The 17785-nt window shown below is 73.2% G+C and carries 14 protein-coding genes; 3 read left to right on the forward strand and 11 right to left on the reverse strand.

The genetic code is table 11. The annotated features are described in order from the left end of the window. Positions 1-169: 169 nt before the first annotated feature. The 5 genes from ACY0MR_RS08075 to ACY0MR_RS08095 form a co-directional block, all read right to left on the reverse strand. On the reverse strand, positions 170-3124 hold the full coding sequence (locus tag ACY0MR_RS08075; RefSeq protein ID WP_473559986.1) for an NHLP bacteriocin export ABC transporter permease/ATPase subunit: 2955 nt from the start codon (positions 3122-3124) through the stop codon (positions 170-172). A 1-nt stretch (position 3125) separates the two neighbouring features. Then, positions 3126-5438, reverse strand: a complete 2313-nt coding sequence (locus ACY0MR_RS08080; RefSeq protein ID WP_473559988.1) for an NHLP family bacteriocin export ABC transporter peptidase/permease/ATPase subunit — start codon at positions 5436-5438, stop codon at positions 3126-3128. Then, positions 5423-6229 carry a hypothetical protein gene (locus ACY0MR_RS08085; RefSeq protein ID WP_473559990.1) on the reverse strand — a complete coding sequence of 269 codons (807 nt, stop codon included), beginning with the start codon at positions 6227-6229 and terminating at the stop codon, positions 5423-5425. Before ACY0MR_RS08085 ends, ACY0MR_RS08080 begins: the two co-directional genes overlap by 16 nt. A 130-nt stretch (positions 6230-6359) precedes the next feature. Next, the gene (locus tag ACY0MR_RS08090) at positions 6360-6578 is read right to left on the reverse strand and encodes a hypothetical protein (protein ID WP_055600716.1); all 219 of its coding nucleotides are present in this window, start codon (positions 6576-6578) and stop codon (positions 6360-6362) included. Between the two features lie 414 nt (positions 6579-6992). Continuing rightward, positions 6993-8507, reverse strand: coding sequence for an MFS transporter (locus ACY0MR_RS08095; protein WP_473559992.1), 1515 nt, complete (start codon positions 8505-8507; stop codon positions 6993-6995). A gap of 146 nt (positions 8508-8653) precedes the next feature. Here ACY0MR_RS08095 and ACY0MR_RS08100 point away from each other — a divergent pair, with 146 nt between their 5' ends. After that, positions 8654-9091, forward strand: coding sequence for a MarR family winged helix-turn-helix transcriptional regulator (locus tag ACY0MR_RS08100; RefSeq protein WP_388807121.1), 438 nt, complete (start codon positions 8654-8656; stop codon positions 9089-9091). Positions 9092-9188: 97 nt separating this feature from the next. Here ACY0MR_RS08100 and ACY0MR_RS08105 read toward each other — a convergent pair whose 3' ends face one another. The 6 genes from ACY0MR_RS08105 to ACY0MR_RS08130 form a co-directional block, all read right to left on the reverse strand. Continuing rightward, entirely contained in the window at positions 9189-9767 is a 579-nt protein-coding gene (locus tag ACY0MR_RS08105; protein WP_473559994.1) for a hypothetical protein, read from the reverse strand. After that, positions 9764-10939, reverse strand: coding sequence for an ROK family glucokinase (locus tag ACY0MR_RS08110; protein ID WP_388807118.1), 1176 nt, complete (start codon positions 10937-10939; stop codon positions 9764-9766). Before ACY0MR_RS08110 ends, ACY0MR_RS08105 begins: the two co-directional genes overlap by 4 nt. A 67-nt stretch (positions 10940-11006) precedes the next feature. Next, positions 11007-11801: an ATP-binding cassette domain-containing protein gene (locus tag ACY0MR_RS08115; protein WP_473559996.1), complete on the reverse strand. Its 795-nt coding sequence runs from the start codon at positions 11799-11801 to the stop codon at positions 11007-11009. Further along, positions 11798-12853, reverse strand: coding sequence for an ABC transporter permease (locus tag ACY0MR_RS08120; protein ID WP_388807116.1), 1056 nt, complete (start codon positions 12851-12853; stop codon positions 11798-11800). The genes ACY0MR_RS08115 and ACY0MR_RS08120 overlap by 4 nt, the downstream gene beginning before the upstream one ends. Beyond that, a complete protein-coding gene (locus tag ACY0MR_RS08125) occupies positions 12850-13869 on the reverse strand; it encodes a sugar ABC transporter substrate-binding protein (RefSeq protein ID WP_473559998.1) in 1020 nt (339 codons plus the stop codon). The genes ACY0MR_RS08120 and ACY0MR_RS08125 overlap by 4 nt, the downstream gene beginning before the upstream one ends. Before the next feature lie 122 nt (positions 13870-13991). Beyond that, positions 13992-14720 carry a GntR family transcriptional regulator gene (locus ACY0MR_RS08130; protein ID WP_388807145.1) on the reverse strand — a complete coding sequence of 243 codons (729 nt, stop codon included), beginning with the start codon at positions 14718-14720 and terminating at the stop codon, positions 13992-13994. A gap of 139 nt (positions 14721-14859) precedes the next feature. Between ACY0MR_RS08130 and ACY0MR_RS08135 the strand changes: the two genes are divergently transcribed. Beyond that, positions 14860-15858 (forward strand): Gfo/Idh/MocA family protein, encoded by a 999-nt coding sequence (locus ACY0MR_RS08135; RefSeq protein WP_473560000.1) that lies wholly within the window; start codon positions 14860-14862, stop codon positions 15856-15858. A gap of 466 nt (positions 15859-16324) precedes the next feature. Beyond that, the gene (locus tag ACY0MR_RS08140) at positions 16325-17728 is read left to right on the forward strand and encodes a DUF7507 domain-containing protein (protein ID WP_473560002.1); all 1404 of its coding nucleotides are present in this window, start codon (positions 16325-16327) and stop codon (positions 17726-17728) included. Positions 17729-17785 lie beyond the last annotated feature (57 nt).

The raw sequence follows: 17785 nt of genomic DNA on the forward strand, positions 1-17785 counted from the left end.
CCCCCGGAATGATACGGAAGCTGCTCAACTACGCCTGTTTGAAGGCCTGTTGGGGACAGCTTCCCCGATCGAAAGGGCTTCCGTCGAGGCATTCCGGCTTTTGCCCGGGGGAGGCCCGGATTCCGTGGACGGGCCCGGTCCGGGCGCGTCCCCGGGGGGAGGCGTCCGGTCAGCCGAGCTGGCGGCGTACGAGGGTGTGGAAGGCGCCGCCCGTGTCGGCGAGCAGTGCGGCGGGCGGGCCCTGCTGGGCCACCCGGCCCTCCTCCATCACCACCACCCGGTCGGCGTCCATGACCGTGGAGAGCCGGTGGGCGATCACGACGCGGGTGGCGCGCAGGGCCCGGGTGGACTCGATGACGACCCGCTGGGCCTCGTTGTCCAGGGCGCTGGTGGCCTCGTCCAGGAAGAGGATCCGCGGCTTGCGGATGAGGGCCTGCGCGATCATCAGCCGCTGGCGCTGACCGCCGGACACGGTCCCCCCGCCGTCGGACAGCATGGTGTGCAGGCCCATCGGCATCGCCTTGACGTCCTCGGCGAGCCCCGCCATCGCGGCCGCCTCCCAGGCCTCCTCCGCGGTGTACGGCTCCGCCCCGCGGATGCAGTCGAGGATCGAGCCGGAGAGCGGCTGCGCGTTCTGCAGGACGACACCGCACTGGCGGCGTACCGCCGCCCGGTCGAGCGCCGCCAGGTCCTGGCCGTCGTAGAGCACACCGCCCTCCACCGGCCGGTCGAAGCCGATGAGCAGGCGGAGCAGGGTCGACTTGCCGCATCCGCTGGCCCCGACGATGGCGACGAACTCACCGGGCCGCACCTGTACCGACACGTCGTCCAGGACCAGCGGCCCGTCCTCGGTGTACCGGTAGGAGACGTTCCTCGCCTCGATCGCCCCGCTCAGCACGCCCGGCTGCGTGCTGGAGCCGCGCACCTCGGGCGGCTCCCGGAGGACCGGGCCGAGCTGCTCGAACATCGGCTGTACGGCGGCGGCCGAGATCAACGCGCCGGTCAGCTGGGTGACCGAGGACAGCAGGATCGTCACGGCGGTGCTGAAGGTGAGGAACTCGGCGGCGGACATGCTGCCGCGCGCCGGTCCCGCGAGGAGCATGAACATCACCAGCATGCACAGCGGCGGGCAGACCGCGTTGAGGACGGTGACGGCGTTCTTGATCCGGCCGATGCGCTGCTGGAGCTCCCGGGTGCGGGCGAACTCCCGCGCCCAGGCGGCGTAGGCGAAGCTCTCGGCCGCGGCCACGCGCAGCTTGGGCAGTCCCCGCAGGGTCTGGAACGCCTGGTTGTTGAGCTTGTTGCCGAGCGCGAGCAGCCGCCGCTGGTAGCGCAGCTGCCAGAGTCCGAGCCCCAGGAAGAGGCCGGCGACGACCAGCAGCATCGCGAGCGCGACCAGGGCGAGGGGCACGCTGTAGAAGAGGAGCAGGACGAGGTTGACCGCCCCCACGGTGCTCGCCTGCAGGCAGACGGAGCCGATGCCGGAGAGCACGCTGCGGATGGCGCTGACGCCCATCGCCGCACCGGCCAGCTCCCCGGTGGAGCCGCCGGCGAAGAAGGTCACCGGCAGCCGCAGCAGCCGGTCCCAGACGGCCGGCTGGAGGGTCGCCTCGACCCGGCCCTCCACCCGCAGGATCGCCATGTTCTGGAGCAGCATGAAGGCGGCGGAGACGAGGGCGGTCGCGATGAGCGCGCACGCGGTCTGCACGATGAGTCCGCTCTCGGCCTGCGGGACGTACGCGCCGAGGACCCGGCCGGTGGCCAGGGGGACGAGCGCGCCGAGTCCGACCGCCACCAGACCGCCCAGGAACAGGCCGCGCAGGTCCCGGCCGGTCCCCCGCAGCCCGAAGCGGACCAGCCGCAGCACTCCCGGGCGTCCCTCGGGCAGCGGGCGGTAGAGCATGACGGCGCCGGGTTCGAACGCGCCCTCGTGGGCGGCGCCGATCCGCTCGCGCCGCCCCGTCGCCGGGTCGACGGCCACGTACCCGCCGCGCCGCCACAGCAGCGCGACCGGCGCGCCGTCCTCCTCCCGGCGGCCCACCAGCGGCCCGCTGTCCTCGCGCCACCAGCGGCCCTGGAGCCGGACGGTCCGGGTGCGGATCCGGGAGGCGCGAGCGAGGCGCTCGACGGGGTCGCCGCGGTCGGCTCCGGCCGCGGTTCCGACCGGTTCCGTCAGGGAGACGCCCGCCTCGCGCGCGACCAGCCGGCACACGGCGAAGGCCGCGTCGTCGCCCCCACCGCGCGCCGAGGCCCCGCGGGACCGTCCGCCGGGGCGGCCGATCGAGGCGAGCAGGGCCCGGTCGGCCTGCGTACGGGCGGCCTCGCCGGCCTCGATGCCGGCCGCCGTCCGGTCCTCGTGGGCGCGTTCGACCTGCTCGATCCAGTCGTCCAGGGCGTACAGCAGGCGGTACTGCTGATCGACCATCCCCTGCCACATCTCCCCGTCGACGAGGAGCGCGGCCGCGGTGTCGTACCCCTCGTACACGGCGCCGTACTGCACGCTGCCGGGGGCGATCTGCATCCACAGCACGTCGTCGTCGGCCGCGCCCGGGCCGGTGGTGGCGCGGCTCTCCAGCGGCGCCTGGTAGAGGACGCGCAGTCCGCGCCCGACGCCGAGCGCGAAGGCGTTCTCCAGCGGACTCAGCGGCGCCCCGGCGACGCCGTGGGCGCCCGGCCCGTACCCCGCCGCCGCGAACCCGCCGCCGTACGCGGAGGCGTCCGGCCCGTAGCCGTACGGCCCGTAGCCGTACGGATCGCCGCCGTGGACGTCCTGGCCGTACGCGCCGTACCCGGCCTCGCCCGGCCCGTGCGGGGCGAGGCGGCGCAGCTCGATGCGGCGCAGCAGGCAGCCCTGGAGCGGACGGCCGATCAGGGTGTGGCCGGGGCCCTCGGCGGGGCCGAGCAGCAGCGCGCCCGGGGCCAGGCGGCCGAGGAAGTGCCAGTGGCCCTCCTGCGCCGCGTCGACGGCGAACAGGTCGAGTCCGCCCTCGACGACGAGCCAGAGGACGAGCGGCCCTTCCAGGGAGAGACTGCGCAGCTGTGCGCAGTCGACGGGGGTGCCGAGCCCGCCGAGGGCGGCGACGACCGGGTCCGCGGCGACGGGTGCGGGGTGGGGGGAGGTCACCTCAGTGCTCCTTGACCAGTCGGGCGTACGCGCCTCCCGCGGCGAGCAGGTCCTCGTGGCGGCCGCGCTCGACGACGGTGCCCCGCTCCAGGACGACGATCTCGTCGCTGTCGCGGACGGTGCTCAGCCGGTGGGCGATGACCACGCAGGCGCAGCCCCGGCGCCGCAGGTTGTCGATGACGAGCCGCTCGGTCGCCGCGTCCAGGGCGCTGGTCACCTCGTCGAGGACCATGACGCTGGGGCGCCGGACCAGCGCCCGGGCGATCTCCAGGCGTTGGCGCTGGCCGCCGGAGAAGTTGCGGCCGTCCTGCTCGACCCGGCTGTGGATGCCGCCGGGCCGGCGGGCGATCACCTCGTACACGGCGGCGTCCCGGAGGGCGTCGACGACGGCCTCGTCCGGGATGGAGGGGTCCCACAGGGCGATGTTGTCGCGGACGCTCCCCTCGAAGAGGAAGACGTCCTGGTCGACGAAGGAGACGGAGGCAGCGAGCGCGCCGCGGGGGATGTCCTCCAGTCGCATGCCGTCGATGCGGATGGCGCCCTCCCAGGGTGCGTACAGACCGGAGACCAGCCGGGAGACCGTGGACTTGCCGCTGCCGGAGCCTCCGACGAGCGCGACCTGCCGCCCGGGGCCGACGGCGAGCGAGAAGTCCTTCAGGAGCGGGGCGTCGAGGGGGCTGTAGCCGAACGTGATGCCGTCCAGCGTCACGTGGCCGGTCAGCCGGCGGGTGGCGGCGGGCGGCTCGCGCCGGGAGTACAGCGGGTCGACGGGGAAGTTCTCGACGTCCTTGAGGCGGGCGACGTCGGCGGCGAAGTCCTGGATGCGGCCCGCGACGCCGTTGAGCCGGGTGATCGGTGTGGTGAAGCTGGTGACGAGGGCCTGGAAGGCGACGAGCAGGCCGACGGAGAGGTGACCCTCCACCGCGCGCAGGCCGCCGATCATCAGGATCAGCGCGCTGTTGAGCGCGGCGAGCGTCGGCGCCACGATCGCCAGCCACATGCTGGGGACGCCGAGCCGCTGCTGCACGTCGAGGGTGACGGCGTGCTGCCCGGCCCAGCGGCGGAAGAAGCCGTCCTCGCCGCCGGTGGCCTTCATCGTCTCGATGAGCTGCAGTCCGCTGTAGGCGGTGTTGGTCAGCCGGGCGCTCTCGGCGCGGAGCTTCTGGGTGTCGGTGGCCCGCATGTGGACCACGATCCGCATGGCCAGGACGTTCAGCAGCGCGACGCCGATGCCGACGAGCGTCAGCTGCGGGTCGTACGTCCAGAGCAGCACCGCGTAGAGGACGACGACCACGGCGTCCACGCCGGCGGCGGCGAGGTCGCGTGCGAGGGTCTCGGCGACCGCGTCGTTCGACTGGAGGCGCTGGACGAGGTCGGCCGGGTTGCGCTGGGAGAAGAAGGAGACGGGGAGGCGGAGCAGGTGCCGCAGGAAGCGGGCGCTGCCGAGGGTGGAGGAGATGACGCGGCCGCGCAGCAGGTTCGCCTGTTGGAGGTGGGTGAGCACCGCCGTGAGCAGCAGGGCCGCCGCCGTCGACGCGAAGAGCACGCCGAGGAGCGACGTCTGCTCTCCGATGAGGAACATGTCGATGTACGTACGGCTCAGCGCGGGGATCGCCGCACCGACGACGACCAGGAGGAGGCTGGCCAGCACGGCGGCGAGCAGGGTGCCCGAGGTGCCGCGCAGCCGGGCGGGCATCGCGCCCATGACGCCGGGCTTCCGGCCGGTGCGGCGGAAGCCCTCGCCGGGCTCGAAGGTGAGCACGACGCCGGTGAAGCTGGTGTCGAACTCGTCCATGGGCACGAAACGGCGGCCGTTGGCGGGGTCGTTGATGTGGACGCCGCGGCGCCCGAGGCGGCGGCCGATGCCCTCGTAGACGACGTAGTGGTTGAACTCCCAGAAGAGGACGGCCGGCGGCCCCACTGCGGCGAGGGCCGCCAGGTCCATCTGCATGCCCTTGGCCGTGAGGCCGTAATTGCGGGCGGCCTTCAGGATGTTGCTGGCCCGGGATCCGTCACGGGAGACGCCGCAGGCGATGCGGAGCTCTTCCAGGGCGACGAACCGGCCGTGGTGGCCGAGCACCATGGCGAGCGCGGCGGCGCCGCACTCCACCGCCTCCATCTGGAGCACGGTGGGGGTGCGCACGGGGCGGGGCGTGCGGCCCTTGGGGACGGGCCGGCGCCGGGGGCTCCGGCCGGACGGCGCGGCGCGGCGGCGGTCGCCGCCGCGGGGCGTGGGGCGTTGGCGCCGCCGTGCGCCGGGCCCGGGGCGCGGGGTCCGGCTCGTGTCGGCGGGCGCGGTCACGGGAGCAGCCAATCGACGGGCCGCGCTGCGGCGAGGTGGACGGTCGCGGTGACGGGGGTCGTGGAGTCGACGGCGTACGGGGGGCCGTCGGCCTTGGACCACCGGTAGCCGGAGCGGGTCGCGGTCGAGCGTTCCAGCTGGACGAGGACCGCGACGGGGTCGCCGTCCCGGGCGAACTCCTCGGCGAGGGACCGGTCGCCGAGGAAGCCGCTGATCTGGGCGGGTGTCTGGGGGACGCGGCCGACCGCCTCGACCCGTCCGCGGAGCACGCCGTAGCGCTGCCGGGGCGCGGAGGGGACGCCGAGGTCGACCTGGGCGCCGACGGGGATCGTCGCGCCGCTGCCGCCCGGTACGTAGAGCATGGCGACCAGCGGGGCGTCCGGGTCCTTCACGCGCTCCACGGTCGCGACGTCGGCGCCGGTGGTGACGACGAGTCCGGTCTTGGCGAGGAGGGTGGTGACCCGTCCTCCGTCGATCGCGCGGACGTCCCGGTCGCCCTGCGGCGTCCGGACGGTCAGCAGCGGCGCGCCGGCGGCGACGGTCCGGCCCTCCTCGGCGCGTACGGCGGTGATCTGTCCCGCGAAGGGGCTCTGCAGGAGGTAGCTGCCCTCGGCCCGGGTGAGGACGCCGGGCGCGTTCAGCTTCGCGTGTACGGATCCGGTGAAGGCCCAGAAGGTCGCGGCGGCCATGACGACGACGGTGACGGCCAGGACGAGTCGCCCCTGCGGGCGGGCCAACCGCACCGGCAGGTCGAGTTCTTCGGGGGATTGCAGCTTGGAAAGCGCCTTCTGACGGAACTGCACGGAACCTTCCTCCGACCGCATTCTTCACGGGCCTGCCGAATTCCCGGTGGATTCCCCGCCCGCGAGGGTCGGGAAAGGCAGCCGTGAACCCCGGAACGGGAAAGCGTTCCGGGGTTCACGAAGATGTCGCTCAGAGGCCGGCGACACCGACGTTGACACCGGCGAGACCGGTGACGACGCCCGGCAGGGCCTGCACGCCCTGGACGGTCTGGAGCGAGGTCACGGTGCCGAGCACGGTGCTGACGTCGCCGACCACGGCGCCGGCGAGGCCACCGGAGATGGCGAGGCCGCCGGAGACGGCGTCCAGCTCGGCGTCGGCGATCTCACGGGTCTCGATGTCGTTACGCATGGAGGCGCACCCTTCAATTCGTGTGAATTTCTTTGTCGCGGCCGGAATCAAGCACCGTTCACACGGCGGCCGCGATGTGCAGATGTAAGCACGCGAACGGGTTTTCCGGCCAACCGAGTTGACGGGTCGTGGCACACGGATTCGTCACCGGAACGGAGTGCGTTTCGATCTGCGCGACGGATCACCCGGGGATCGTCACAGGTTCTCCGCAGGATCGAGTAACAGAAATCGGCCCTCCGGCGACCCCCGGGAACGCAAGGGGACATACGCCCCTCAATCGAGGGGCGGGGGACCGGAAGGCCGATGGACGAGGCAAGGGGAAGGATCCCCTCCACTCGCACGCTGTGAAGATTCGCCGGAGCGACGCCGGGTGAGACCGCCGACACGGAGGGTGTCGGCGGCTCCTCGGGCCCGCTAGGACACCGGCGCCTTCTCGGGGGCGGCGGGTCCGGCCGCGGCGGCCGGACCCCGCGCCTCCCCGACGGAGACGGGCGCCGTCCCGGCGGCCCGTGTGCGCAGGCCGGGGCCCGCGATCACCGCGACCAGGGCGAACGCCGCGGCGCCGATCCAGAAGGTCAGGGTGAAGCCCGACTCGGCGGGCAGCGGCGGGACTCCGGCCGGGAGGTGGGCGACGGTCTGCGAGGCGAGGATCGTCGTGACGACCGCGCTGCCGACGGCGCTGCCGGTGGAGCGGGAGATGGAGTTGATGCCGTTCGCGATGCCGCTCTGGTGGTGCGGGACGCTCGACATGATGACGGCCGGCATGGCGGCGTATCCGAAGCTGACGGCCGCGCCGACGACGATCCCCGCGCCGATGACGGAGAGCGTGTGGCCGTGGTCGAGGGCGAGCCAGGCGAAACCGACGGCGCCGAGGCCCGCGGCCAGGGCGAGGGCGGCGCGGGGGCCGCGGTGCCGGACCAGCCGGCCGCCGATCGGGGAGGCGAGCAGCGAGACGATCGCCCCGGGCAGCAGGAACTGGACGGAGGCGCGCAGGATGGACGCGTCGAAGCCGTAGCCGGTGAGGGCCTCGGGCATCTGGACCAGGTACGAGACGCCCAGGAAGTTCGCGAACATGCCGAAGCCGACGAGGACGCCGGCCAGGTTGGCCATGAGGACCGGGCGGTGGACGAACATCTTCATGTCGACGAGGGGTTCGCGGACCCTGCGCTCCACGAGGACCCAGAGGGCGGCCATGACGGCGGCGCCGGCGAAGCTGCCGAGCGTCCGGGCCGAGGCCCAGCCCCACTCGTGGCCCTGCGACACGGGCAGCAGGAGCAGCAGCAGGGTGATGCCGAGCGTGAGGGCGCCGAGGAGGTCGGTCCGGCCGCCGGTCTTGTGGCGGGTCGCGGGGACGAGGAGGGCGACGGCGATGAGGGCGAGCGCCGCGAAGCCGGTCGCCATCCAGAAGGCGCTGCGGTAGTCGGCGTCGGCGCCGGAGGTGAGCAGGCCGGTGGCGACGAGGGCGAGGCCGCTGCCGAAGGCGAGGGTGCCGCTGACCAGCGACATGGCGCCGGGCAGCCGCTGCGGCCCGACCTCCTCGCGCAGGACGGAGAGGGCGAGCGGGAAGATCGCGGTGGCGGCGCCCTGGAGGACGCGGCCGAGGATCAGCAGGGGCAGCGAGGTCGCGAGGGCGGCGACGACCGAGCCGGCGACCATGACGCCGAGGACGGCGACGAGGGTGGGCTTCTTGCCGTGCTGGTCGCCGAAGCGGCCGAGCAGCGGGGTGAACACGGCGGCGGAGAGCAGCGTGGCGGTGGTGACCCAGCTGACGTCGGCGGTCGAGGCGCCGAGGTCGGTGCGGATGAGGCCGAGGATCGGGACCGGCAGGGTCTGCATCATCGAGACGACCATGGCGGCGAGGCTCAGGGCGAAGACGACGACCGTCTCGCGCCGGGGGTCGGCGGCGGGCGGCGTGGGGGCGTGGCTCATGGCAGGGAGGGGCCTTTTCCGGTGGCGCGGGAGCTTCAGATCATCGATGTTTGATGTCATCAAGTACTTCGCGACGGTAGACCGGAATGCTTGAGGTGGTCAAGTAAACAATTGATAATGTCAAGTGTTCTGAGTACCCTCGACCCATGAGCGCGACGACCTCCCGGCCCACCAGGCTCCAGCTCATGGAGCTCCTCGCCGCCATCGGCACGGCCCAGTGGCGCGACTTCGCGTCCGCCGCGGCGCACCACGGCCTGACCTCCACCCAGGCGAAGGTCCTCGCACAGCTCGACGGCCCGCTGCCGATGCGCGCCCTGGCCACCCTGCTGGTCTGCGACGCCTCCAACGTCACCGGCATCATCGACCGCCTGGAGGCGCGCGCCCTGGTCCGCCGCGAACCCGACCCCTCAGACCGCCGCGTCAAGAACGTCGTGGCGACCGACGAGGGCCGGGACGTCATCCGCCGCGTGCGCGAGGAGATGCAGGCGACGAGCGGCGCACTCGACACCCTCGACCCCGCCGAGAGCGCGACCCTCTACGACCTGCTCGCCCGCCTGCGCCCGGGCATGGAGAAGAACGCCTGACTCCGCGCGCCGCGCGGGCGCGGGGGACGGGGACGCCCGGCCCCGCGGTCGGGGCGTTCGCACCGGCGCGGGCCCTCCCCCACGGACCCGGCGCCGCTCAGGGGCTCGTCGTCGAGACCGCGTACACCCGGGGGAACGCCGGTTCCGTCAGGTCGACCGTCAGGTCCGTCGCCGGGCGCGGGTCCTCGCGGCGTACCGTCGTGCCCGCCCAGCTCATGCCCTCGGCGAAGCGCCAGCCCACGATGTCGGCGTCACGGTCGCCGACCGTGATGCGGCCCGGGGTGAGGGCCGCGCGGCTCGTGCCGGACTCGGCCAGGAAGGCGTCCAGGCCGGCGGCGGTGGTCGAGAACTGGACGTACAGCCGGCTGGTCTTCCAGTTGCTCGTCTCGTAGTACGCGACGTCCCACGCCCCCGCGGGGATCGGCACCTCGAAGATCCGGCGCTTCATGAGCGAGGGCCAGTTGTCCTGGAGGCCCGCCGCGGACGACTCGCGCTCCTTGTCGCGGCCGCTGTCGCGGCTCTGGCCCGCGGAGATGACGAGGTAGCCGGCCGGGATGCCGACGAGCAGGACGATGATGACGGCGGTCAGCCAGCGGCGGCGGATCATGTGCCGGTGGTCCTCGGGGAGCTTGCCCCCGGGGTCGCGCGGCGGGGTGGACTGGTGGGGCCGGGTCATGAAGGCGGATCCTCGGGGGTACGGGCGGCCCGGCCCGAGGTCCCGCTGCGCAGGGCCTGGGCGTAGCGCTCGTACCGTTCGTACCGCTCCACCCGGCGCCGGTTGGCGCGGCGGAAGCGGCGGGCGACGAGGCGGGCGAGGTCGGCGGCGCCGACCATCCCCGCCTCGGGGCCGAGCTGGGCGCGGGTGATGCGGGCCTCGGGACGGTAGCCGCGGCCGGTGAGGTGGCGGCGGAAGGAGTCCCTGGCGGGGCCGATGAGCAGGTCGTCGGCGGCCGAGACGCCGCCGCCGATGACGAAGCAGGAGGGGTCGAGGGCGGCGGCCAGGTTGGCGATGCCGACCCCGAGCCACTGCCCGATGTCCTGGAACAGCTCCACGCACATGGCGTCGCCCTCGCGGGCGAGCTCGGTGATGAGCGGTCCGGTGATCTCGGGGACGTTCCCCTTGACCCGTTCGATGATCCCGTACGCCACCGGGGAGTCGGCGGCCGCCAGCTCACGGGCCTCGCGGACCAGCGCGTTGCCGGAGCTGTACTGCTCCCAGCAGCCGCGGTTGCCGCAGGGGCAGCGGTGGCCCCCGGGGACGACCTGCATGTGGCCGAACTCGCCGGCCACCCCGAACCGGCCGCGCTTGACCTGGCCGTCCTCCAGGATGGCGCCGCCGATACCGGTGCCGAGGGTGATCATGACGAGGTGGTCCTCGCCGCGTCCGGCGCCGAAGCGCCACTCGGCCCAGGCCGCGGTGTTGGCGTCGTTGTCCACCATGACCGGGACGGCGAGGCGGCTCTGGAGGGCGTCCCTGAGGGGTTCGTTGCGCCAGGCGAGGTGCGGGGCGAAGAGCACCGTGGCCCGGTCGGCGTCGACCCAGCCGGCCGCGCCGATGCCGACCGCGTGCACGTCGTGCCGGTCGGAGAGGTCCAGGACCAGCTCGACGATGGTGTCCTCGACGACCTTGGCGCTCTTGGACTTGTCCGGGGTCTCCGTGCGGAGCTTCTCCAGGATGTTGCCGTCGGCGTCGACGACGCCGGCCATCACCTTCGTACCGCCGATGTCGATGCCGACGGTCGGCACCCGCGGCGCCGTCAGGTGGGAGCGCCGCTCCCGGGAGCCGACGGTCCGCAGCACGGTGCCCCGGGCCGATCCCCGGTGGGCGAGGTCACGGTAGGTACTCATCGGCTCCGATTCTGCCAGGTGCGGTGTCAAGGGGCCGTTACCTCGGCGGCGGGCCGCGGGGGGTCCGTCACGTCGCGGACGGCCGCTCCAGCTCGTGCCGCAGGTCCTCCAGCTCGGTGCCGCCGGCCATCTGGCGGGTCAACTCGTCGAGCGTGATGGAGCCCTTGCTGTGGCTGCCGGCCATCACGCCCCGCTTGAGCAGGACGAAGCGGTCGCCGACGAGGTACGCGTGGTGCGGGTTGTGGGTGATGAGGACCACGCCGAGACCCTGGTCGCGGGCGGCCGCGACGTACTTCAGGACGACGCCGGACTGCTTGACGCCCAGGGCGGCGGTCGGCTCGTCGAGGACGAGGACCTTCGCGCCGAAGTGGACGGCCCGGGCGATGGCCACGCACTGCCGCTCGCCACCGGACAGGGTGCCGATGGGCTGGTCGACGTCGCGCAGGTCGATGCCCATGCGGAGCAGCGCCTCGCGGGTGGTGGTCCGCATCAGGCCGACGTCGAGCCGCTTGAAGGGGCCGGAGCCCTTCGTGGGCTCGGAGCCGAGGAAGAAGTTCCGCCAGACCGGCATGAGCGGGACGACGGCGAGGTCCTGGTAGACGGTGGCGATGCCCCGGTCGAGGGCGTCGCGCGGGTTGGCGAGGGTGACCTCCTCGCCCTCGATGCGGAAGGTCCCGGTGTCGTGCCGGTGGAGGCCCGCGACGATCTTGATGAGGGTGGACTTGCCGGCGCCGTTGTCACCGAGGACGCAGGAGATCTCGCCGGCGCGGACCTCCAGGGAGACCCCTTCGAGGGCGCGGATGTTGCCGTAGTACTTGCTGACGTCGTCGAGCTCGACGAGGGGCGCGGTCTTCTCCGTCACTTGGTGGCCTCCACGCGCTTGCGGATCCAGGCGTTGAGCAGGGTCGCCAGGAGGAGCATCGCTCCCAGGAAGAACTTGAACCAGTCCGGGTTCCACTCGGCGTACACGATGCCCTTGCTCGTCATGCCGAAGATGAGGGCGCCGATCGCGGAGCCGATGGCGGAGCCGTAGCCGCCGGTGATCAGGCAGCCGCCGATGACGGCCGCGATGATGAAGATCAGCTCGTTGCCCACGCCCTCGCCCGACTGGACGACGTCGAAGGAGAAGAGCAGGTGCTGGCCGGAGATCCAGGCGCAGAGCGCCACGCCCATGTAGAGGCCGATCTTCGTCCGGTGGACCGGGACGCCGACCGCGCGGGCCGCGTCGGCGCTGCCGCCGACCGCGAAGATCCAGTTGCCGAAGCGGGTGCGGAGCAGGATCCAGGTGGCGAGCGCGACCAGGCCGAACCACCAGAGGATGGTGACCTTGAACTCGACGCCGCCGATGGTCAGCTGCGAGGCGAAGAGCGCGCGGGCGGAGGGGAAGCCCTCCATGTCGGCGATGCTCTTGGTGGAGACGGTGCCGCTGATGAGCTTGGTGAGGCCGAGGTTCAGGCCGGTCAGCATGAGGAAGGTGCCCAGCGTGATGATGAAGCTGGGCAGCTTCGTACGGGTCAGCATGACGCCGTTGAAGACGCCGATGGCCAGGGTGACGAGCAGCGAGACGCCGACGCCGACCCAGACGTTCGCCGTCATCTGGTAGCTGAACATCGACGAGACGAGGGCCGAGCTGGTCACCAGGACGCCGGCGGACAGGTCGAACTCGCCGCCGATCATGAGCAGCGCGACGGGCACCGCCATGATGCCGAGGGTGGACGCCGCGTAGAGCACCGTGCCGAGGCTGGACGGGTTCAGGAAGCTGTCGGCGGTGAGGGAGAAGAAGACGAAGACGGCGATCGCGCCGACGACCGAGCCGAGCTCGGGGCGGGCGAGCAGCTTCTTCAGCGGGGTGGTGCGCAGCAGTCTCTCGTCGACGTGGTCGAGTCCGTCCGACGGTGGCGCGGTGGAGCTCATCGGGTGCCCCGCTCGGCGTACTCGACGAGCTTCGCCGCGTCGTCCTTCGTGATGACCTGCGGGCCGGTGAGGACCGGCTTGCCGCCGCCGAGGACGTTGGCGTTGTAGCGGTACAGCCAGAGGAGGTCGACGGCCTCGTAGCCCTGGAGGTAGGGCTGCTGGTCGACGGCGAAGCCGAGGGTGCCGGCCTTGAGGGAGGCGGCGACCTTGGCGTTGAGGTCGAAGGTGTCGATCTCGGCCTTGCTCCCGGCGCTCTTGGCGGCCTGGACGGCGGCGTCGGCGAAGGGGGCGCCGAGCGTCACGACGGCGTCCACGTCCTTGTCCGACTGGAGCTTGGCCTCGATGGACGCCTTGACGTCCGGCATGTTGGTGCCGTCGACGTAGAGGTTGACCAGTTCGCCGTCGAAGCTCTTCTTCGTTCCGGCGCAGCGCTGCTCGTGGCCGACGTTGCCCTGCTCGTGCAGGACGCAGAGGGCCTTCTTCCTGCCGCGCTTGTCGAGTTCCTCGCCGACGGCCTCGCCGGCGACGGTCTCGTCCTGGCCGATGTGGGTGAGGGCTCCGTAGGCCTTGGACTGCTCGGCGCCCGAGTTGACGGTGATGACCGGGATACCGGCCTTGACGGCCTTCTCGACCGCGCTCTTCATGGCGTCGGGCTTCGCGAGCGTGACGATCAGGCCGTCGACGCCCTTGGCGACGTACGAGTCGATCAGCTGGGCCTGCTGCTGGGCCTCGTCGCTGTGGGCGTACAGGAAGTTGATGTTGTCCTTGGCGGCGGCCTGCTTGGCGCCCTTCTGGACGATGTCCCAGAAGGTGTCGCCGTCGCCCGAGTGGGTCACCATGGCGAAGGTCCAGCGGGGGGTGTCCACGACCGCCCTGCCCTGGGCCTCGGCGGCCTTGCGGGCGTCCTCCGCGCGCTTTCCGCCGGTGCTGCTGCACCCGGCGAGCGCCCCGGTGAGCGCGAGCGCGAGCACGGCGCCGACTGCGGCGCGTACCCCTCCTGTCCGAAGCCTGGTCACGAGGCCGTGCCCTCCTTTGTGTCCTTTGCGTGCATTGCAGGCGTGCATTGCAGTATCGGTCATGCGGGTCGTGGCGTTCGCCAGGGGGCGGGTGTCCGGCCCGTCCGCCGGTGGGGTACGGCCTACGGACGGACCATCAGCTGGAACTCGAAGGTGTAGCGGTCGGCCCGGTAGAGGTGGGAGCCGTACTCGACGGCGCGGCCGGTGTCGTCGAAGGTGACGCGTTCCATCGTGAGCAGCGGGGCGCCCTCCCGCTCGTCCAGCAGGGCGGCCTCGGCGGCGGTCGCGGCGCGGGCGCCGACGGCCTGGCGGGCGCTGTGCAGGGTGAGCGCGGCGGAGCGGAGCAGCCGGTAGAGGCCGGTGGCCTCCAGGCGCGCGGTGTCCGGTCCGCCGGGGCCGAGGAGTTCGGCGGGCAGGTGGTTGCGCAGGTAGGCCATGGGCTCGCCGTGGGCGGTGCGGAGCCGTTCGAGGTAGACGACCTCGCTGCCCTCGGGGAGCCGGAGGGCGGCGGCGACCGGGCCGGTGGCGGGCTCGACGCGGTTGACCAGGACCCGGGTGGCGGGGAGCTGGCCGGCGGCGTCGAGGTCGTCGTAGAGGCTGCTGAGCTCCAGCGGGCGGCGGACCGTGCTGTGCACGACCTGGGTGCCGACGCCCCGGCGGCGGACCAGGAGGCCCTTGTCGACGAGGGTCTGGATGGCCTGGCGGACGGTGGGGCGGGAGAGGCCGAGGCGGGTGGCGAGGTCGATCTCGTTGCCGAGGAGGGTGCCCGGGGTCAGCGTGCCGTTCTCCACGGCGCTCTCCAGCTGCCGGGCCAGCTGGAAGTACAGCGGGACCGGACTGCTGCGGTCCACGGAGAGCGGGGGCAGGGAGGAGCCGGACTGCTTGGACACGGGGGGAGCGTAGCCCGGTGCGTGGATGACGGGAAGTCGTGACGTCCGGTTGTCCTGACAAATCCTTGACACCGGGGGCGGACGGCTCCACGGTGGGGCCATGCGCATCGGACTCATCGGTACGGGCCGGATCGGGAGCTTCCACGCGGGCGTGCTGGCCCGCCACCCGGAGGTCGGGTCGCTGGTGGTGGCGGACGCGGACGCCTCGCGGGCGGCCGGGGTCGCGGGCGCGCTGGGGGCGGAGGCCGCCCCCGACGTCCCCTCGCTGTTCGCCCACGCATTGGACGCCGTGGTGATCGCCTCGGCGACCGCCGCGCACGCGGAGCTGATCGCCCGTGCGGCGGGCGCGGGGCTGCCGGCCTTCTGCGAGAAGCCGATCGCCCTGGACGTGCCGGGGACGGCGGCCGCGCTGGCGGCGGTGGCCGCGGCGGGCACGGAGCTCCAGATCGGCTTCATGCGGCGCTTCGACGCCGGGTACCGGGCGGCGCGCGAGGCGGTCCGCTCGGGGCGCCTCGGCCGGCTGCACACCGCACGGGCGGCGACCTCCGATCCGGCGCCGCCGCCGGCCGCGTACCTGCCCCTCTCCGGCGGCCTCTTCCGGGACTGCCTGGTGCACGACTTCGACGTCGTGCGCTGGGTGACCGGGCGGGAGGTCGTGGAGGTGTACGCGACGGGGTCGGACGGCGGGCCCGCGATGTTCCGGGAGGCCGGCGACGTGTCGACGGCCGCCGCGCTGCTCACGCTGGACGACGGCGCCCTCGTGACGGCGACGGCGACCCGCTGCAACGGCGCCGGGTACGACGTCCGCATGGAGCTGGCGGGCGATCTGGACCAGATCGCGGTCGGCCTGGACGACCGGACCCCGCTCACCTCGGTGGAGCCCTGGGCGCCGGCCCCGCCGGGGAAGCCGTGGTCCGGCTTCCTGGAGCGGTTCGCCCCCGCGTACGAGGCGGAGCTGGACGCCTTCGTGCGCCTGGTACGCGGCGAGGCGCCCAATCCCTGCGACGGTCGGGAGGCCCTGGCGGCGCTCCGGATCGCGGAGGCCTGCGAGCGGTCGCGGCGGGAGCGGCGCCCGGTGCGGGTGGCGGACATCGGCTAGGACGGGTGGCGGACATCGGCTAGGGGCTGCCTGTCCCGTCGCCGGACCGCCGGGGCGGTCGAGCGGCCGGTCGCGGCCGGGTCCACGGTCGTGCGAGGCACCGGAGACCGCCGGTCGGCGCGGCCCGACCGCCGTCAAGCGTCAACTCGGCGATCACCGGTTCACTCGTTCCGGTGGCGCGTGAACGCCAGAGTGCCATGTCATCCGGTCAGCGCGGGAGATACCCGCGTGCGCCGTGGTCCACGGGTGACCGGTGAGGTCGCCGGAGGGAGGCGGCGAGGGGCGGGAGCACCGTCACGCGCGGTGTCCGCCGCGGGCAAACCCGACCGCCGGCGCTGGCCGGGAGGTCCCGGGCCCCGCTGTACCCGGCGGTGCGGGGGCGGTGAGCTACGGGGCGTTCCCACCCCTCGGCCCGTGTCCGGGGCGGTGGGCCCTCGCGCACCGTCGACCGATCGGAGACGTCACCATGAGCACACCTCCTTCCGTCCCCCTCCGTGTCGCCCTCGTCAACGGATCCTTCGAGCAGCCGTCCGTGACCGACATGGCGTTCCTCCCGGACGCCTCGCAGACCCAGGCTCCCCGGCACGTCCCGGGCTGGCTCACCACCGCCACGGACCACATGGTCGAGCTGTGGCACTCCGGCTTCAACGGCGTGCCCTCCGCGGAGGGCGAGCAGTTCGCCGAACTCAACGCCAACCAGGTCTCCACCCTCTACCAGGACCTGCCCACCACCCCGGGCACCAAGCTGTACTGGCGGCTGTACCACCGCGGCCGGCAGGGACAGGACACGATGGCCCTGGACATCGGCGCTCCGGGCAACACGGTGGAGCAGCGCTCCATCACCGACGGCAACACCGCGTGGGGGTACTACACCGGCACCTACACCGTCCCGGCCGGGCAGACCGTCACCCGGTTCGCCTTCCGGTCCGTCTCGGCGGCCGGCGGCAACCGGGGAGTCGGCAACTTCCTCGACGGGGTGTTCTTCGGCACCGCTCCCCACGTGGTGCTCACCAAGACCGCCGTCCCGGCCGGCCCGTTGGACGTCGGCGACGTCGTCACCTACCGGATCACCGCCAGGAACGAGGGGGGCGGAGCCGCCGAACGGCTCACCCTGACCGACGTACTGCCTCCGGGGACGACGTACGTTCCCGGCTCGCTCCGGATCATCGACGGCCCGAACGCGGGCGTGAAGTCCGATCCGGCGGGTGACGACGAGGCGGCGTACGACGCCGCGAGCGACACGGTGGTCTTCCGGCTCGGCACCGGAGCATCCGCCACCCAGGGCGGCAGTCTGGCCAACACCGCCGCTCTGCCCGGGGGCACCACCGTCGAGTACCGGGTCACCCTCGGTCTGGAGACGGCGGGCACCCGGGTGACCAACACCGCCGTCGCCGCGTACGAGAACCGGCTCGGCTCCACGCCGGAGCCGCTGACGTCGACCTCCGACGAGGCGGTGACCGAGGTGAGGCCGGCCGCCGATCTGGCCGTGACCAAGGCGGCCGACGCGACCACCGTGACGGTCGGCCAGACCGTCACGTACCGCCTGAGCGTCCACAACGCCGGTCCCAGCCCGGCCTCCGGCGTCACGGTCGCCGACCGCCTTCCCGACGGTCTCGTCCTCCTCTCCGCCGACACCGACGCGGGCGGCTACGACCCGGAGACCGGCCGGTGGTCCGTCGGCGCGCTGGCCGTCGGCGCGCGCGCCGCCCTCACCGTGTGGGCCAAGGCCACCCGGCCGGGCAGTGTCACCAACACGGCCACCGTCACCGCCGCCGAGAAGGACCCCGACCCGTCCGACAACACCGACGCGGTCACCGTGTGCGTCGAACCGGCACCCGCCTGCTGCACCCCCTGCGCGCCCCGCGCCTGACGGGTCCCCGGCCGGGAGGGCGGGCCTTCGCCGGGAAGGGAGGTGCGGGCCGGGAGA

It is taken from the genome of Streptomyces sp. JN8, from assembly GCF_055808075.1.

Excerpts from the sequence above, each read along its gene's own strand:
- ACY0MR_RS08090 (WP_055600716.1), bottom strand. The coding sequence starts at position 6,578 with ATGCGTAACGACATCGAGACCCGTGAGATCGCCGACGCCGAGCTGGAC.
- ACY0MR_RS08095 (WP_473559992.1), bottom strand. The coding sequence starts at position 8,507 with ATGAGCCACGCCCCCACGCCGCCCGCCGCCGACCCCCGGCGCGAGACG.
- ACY0MR_RS08100 (WP_388807121.1), top strand. The coding sequence starts at position 8,654 with ATGAGCGCGACGACCTCCCGGCCCACCAGGCTCCAGCTCATGGAGCTC.
- ACY0MR_RS08105 (WP_473559994.1), bottom strand. The coding sequence starts at position 9,767 with ATGACCCGGCCCCACCAGTCCACCCCGCCGCGCGACCCCGGGGGCAAG.
- ACY0MR_RS08110 (WP_388807118.1), bottom strand. The coding sequence starts at position 10,939 with ATGAGTACCTACCGTGACCTCGCCCACCGGGGATCGGCCCGGGGCACC.
- ACY0MR_RS08120 (WP_388807116.1), bottom strand. The coding sequence starts at position 12,853 with ATGAGCTCCACCGCGCCACCGTCGGACGGACTCGACCACGTCGACGAG.
- ACY0MR_RS08135 (WP_473560000.1), top strand. The coding sequence starts at position 14,860 with ATGCGCATCGGACTCATCGGTACGGGCCGGATCGGGAGCTTCCACGCG.
- ACY0MR_RS08140 (WP_473560002.1), top strand. The coding sequence starts at position 16,325 with ATGAGCACACCTCCTTCCGTCCCCCTCCGTGTCGCCCTCGTCAACGGA.